This is a genomic window from Kineococcus glutinatus (assembly GCF_039542765.1).
In the GTDB taxonomy this organism is placed as follows: Bacteria; Actinomycetota; Actinomycetes; order Actinomycetales; family Kineococcaceae; genus Kineococcus_A; species Kineococcus_A glutinatus.
Genome location: NZ_BAABIL010000682.1, coordinates 1 through 3008, shown reverse-complemented (window position 1 = coordinate 3008; position 3008 = coordinate 1). Strand labels below are relative to the sequence as shown.

General features: G+C 77.7%; 3 protein-coding genes. All 3 read right to left on the bottom strand.

Going from position 1 to position 3008, the window contains the following annotated elements; translation table 11 throughout:
* Positions 1–162: 162 nt before the first annotated feature.
* Positions 163–1083, bottom strand: a complete 921-nt coding sequence (locus tag ABEB16_RS20085) for an NAD(+)/NADH kinase (protein ID WP_345713968.1) — start codon at positions 1081–1083, stop codon at positions 163–165.
* Between the two features lie 58 nt (positions 1084–1141).
* On the bottom strand, positions 1142–1972 hold the full coding sequence (locus ABEB16_RS20080) for an ABC transporter ATP-binding protein (protein ID WP_345713967.1): 831 nt from the start codon (positions 1970–1972) through the stop codon (positions 1142–1144).
* 104 nt (positions 1973–2076) lie between these two features.
* The coding region (locus ABEB16_RS20075; RefSeq protein WP_345713966.1) for a FecCD family ABC transporter permease at positions 2077–3008 on the bottom strand (932 nt) is incomplete at its 5' end.

The following is a 3008-nucleotide window of genomic DNA, read 5'->3' as shown; positions in this document are numbered from 1 at the left end:
CGCGGCGGCCGGCGACGCCGAACCCGCGGCGGCCACCGCCACCGGCGGTACCGACGACCAGCAGGACACCGCGCTGGGCGCCGTGCCCACCGCCGACGGCTCCTGACGGCAGCGCCCGACGGCAGCGCCCGACGAGCGGGTCCGGGCCCGACCCGGACCCGCTCAGCGCGTCCCGCTCGTCGGCTCCCCGCGCAGCAGCTCCTGCAGCAGCCGCTCGCGCATCTCCTCCGGCAGCAGCGGCAGGTCCAGCAGGCTCAGCTTCACCCGGCTGCGCCGGCCGTGACCCTGGGCGTCGAGCCGGATGACGTGGCCCGCGGCCCGCTCGACGCGCACGTCCACCGACGCCCCCGGCTCCAGCTGCCCCCCGACCGTGCCGTCCACCTCCGCGACCAGGCGCCCGCTGTTCGCCAGCAGCTCCAGGCGCACCGACTCCTCCGTGCCCAGCACCAGCGTGCGGGAGATGCCCGACATCGGCGCCACCGGCGTGACGAGGAAGCTGTCGGCGGCGGGGGAGACCACCGGTCCGCCCGCGGCGTAGTTGTACGCCGTCGACCCCGTGGGGGTGCTCAGCACCAGCGCGTCGCAGCGGTAGTAGCCCATCCGGTGCCCGTCGACGGCCAGCGACGCCGACGCCGACCCCAGACCGGGGGTGCGGGTGAGCGCCAGGTCGTTGAAGGCCACCGCCCGCAGGCCCGGGCCGCTGATCCGCAGGCAGCTGTGCGGCTCGACCGTGAAGTCGCCGGCCGCCAGCCGCGCCAGCCCGCCGGGCAGCTCCCGCGGCTCCAGCTCCACCAGGAAGCCCAGGTGGCCGAGGTTCACGCCGAGGACGGGCACCTCCGAGCCGATGAGCAGCCGCAGCGCCCCGAGCATGGTGCCGTCGCCGCCCAGGCTGATCACCGCGTCGCAGCGGGCGACGAAGTCCTCCGGTGCCAGCGGTGCGACGCCCTCGCCCAGCCGGGCGGCGTCCGAGGCCAGCCCCACGACCTCCGCCCCGTGCTCGCGCGCCCAGGAGACGATGGTCCGCACCTCGCCGCCGACGTCGCGCACGGGGTGCAGGACCAGGCCGAAGGAGCGTCCGCGCACCCCTCCACCGTAGTCCAGCGCCACCGGCGGGTGGCTCCCGCGCCCGGCCCGCCCCCGCTCAGTCCGTCGTGCGGATCGCCGCGGTGCCGCGGCGGCGCGGCACCACCAGCGGCGTGCCGGTCTCGGGGTCGGGGACGACGACGCAGGGCAGCCCGAACACCCGCTCCACGAGCGCGGCGTCCACCACCTGCGCGGGTGCGCCCTGCGCCTCGATCCGCCCCGCGCGCATCGCCACGAGGTGGGTGGCGTAGCGGCACGCGTGGTTCAGGTCGTGCAGCACCGCGACGAGGGTGCGCCCGCCCTCCTCGTGCAGCCGCGCGCACAGGTCCAGCACCTCGATCTGGTGGGCGATGTCGAGGTACGTCGTCGGCTCGTCCAGCAGCAGCACCGGCGTCTCCTGCGCCAGCGCCATCGCCAGCCACACCCGCTGCCGCTGCCCGCCGGACAGCTCGTCCACCGCGCGCTCGGCGAGGACGTCGACCCCGGTGGCCGCCATCGCCTGCGCCACCGCCCGCTCGTCCTCGGCGCTCCACGGCCGCAGGAAGCGTTGGTGGGGGAAGCGCCCGCGCGCCACCAGGTCGGCGACGGTGATGCCGTCGGGGGCGCTGGCGCTCTGCGGCAGCAGCCCCAGCCGCCGGGCGACCTCCTTGGCGCGGTACCGGCCGATGAGCTGCCCGTCGAGGTGCACCCCGCCCTCCCTGGGCGTGAGCATCCGGGCCAGCGCCCGCAGCAGGGTGGACTTGCCGCACGCGTTGGGCCCGACGATGACGGTGAAGGAGCCGTCGGGCACGTCGAGGTCGAGGCCCTCCACGACGGTGCGGCGCTCGTAGGCCAGGGTCAGGCCCCGGGCGCTGAGGCGGGCTGCGGGGGGCGCGGGCGTCGGGTGCACGGTCGGGTCCGTCCTCGGGGTCGGCTCGGTTCGGGTCGCATCGGGGGTCCTCGCGCCGGGCTGCGGCGCACCGGGCGGGTGGCGCCGGCCCGCGGTGGGCGGGCTCACCCGCGTCCCCGCCGCCACTGGCCCACGAGCAGCGCGGCCAGGTAGGCGCCGCCCACGGCGGCCGTGACGACCCCGACGGGCAGCTGGGTGGGGGCCGGGATGCGCTGGGCGACGACGTCGGCCAGCAGCAGCAGCGCCGCCCCGGTGAGGGCCGCCGTCCCCAGGCCGGCCCCCGTGGTGCGGGTGAGGCGCCGCGCGATCTGCGGCGCGGCGAGGGCCACGAACAGCACGGGCCCGGCCGCCGCCGTCGACCCGGCGGTCAGGCCCACGGCGACGAGCACGGCCACCAGGCGGACCCGGCCCGACCGCACGCCCAGGGCCGTGGCGAGCTCCTCGCCCATCGACAGCAGGGCCAGCGGGCGGCCCAGCGCGAGCGCCACCGGCAGCAGGACGAGCAGGGCCACCACCAGCGGGACCAGGTGCTGCCAGGTGCGGCCGTTGAGGCTGCCGGTGAGCCACAGCTGCGCGCCCATCGCGTCCTCCAGCCGGGCGCGGGTCAGGAGGTAGTGGATGACGGCCTGCAGCACGGCGGACAGGCCGATGCCCACCAGGACCAGCCGGTACCCGGCGCTCTCCCCGCCGTGGCGGCCCACCGCCAGCAGGTACACGGCGAACGCGCTGGCCAGGCCGCCGACCAGGGCACCACCGGCGACGGCGGCGTCGGTGCCCCCCAGCAGCAGCAGCACGACCAGCGCACCCACCGCGGCCCCCTGGTTGAACCCCACCACGTCCGGGCTGCCCAGCGGGTTGCGGGTGAGGAGCTGGAACAGCCCGCCGGCCACGGCGAGCGCGGCGCCCACGAGGACGGCGGCGGCCACCCGCGGCAGGCGCAGCTCGAGCACGACGAAGCGCGCGCCGCCGTCGCCGCCGCCGAGCAGGACCGCCAGCACCTCGCGCGGGGTGAGGGGGAAGTCGCCCGACGTCATGG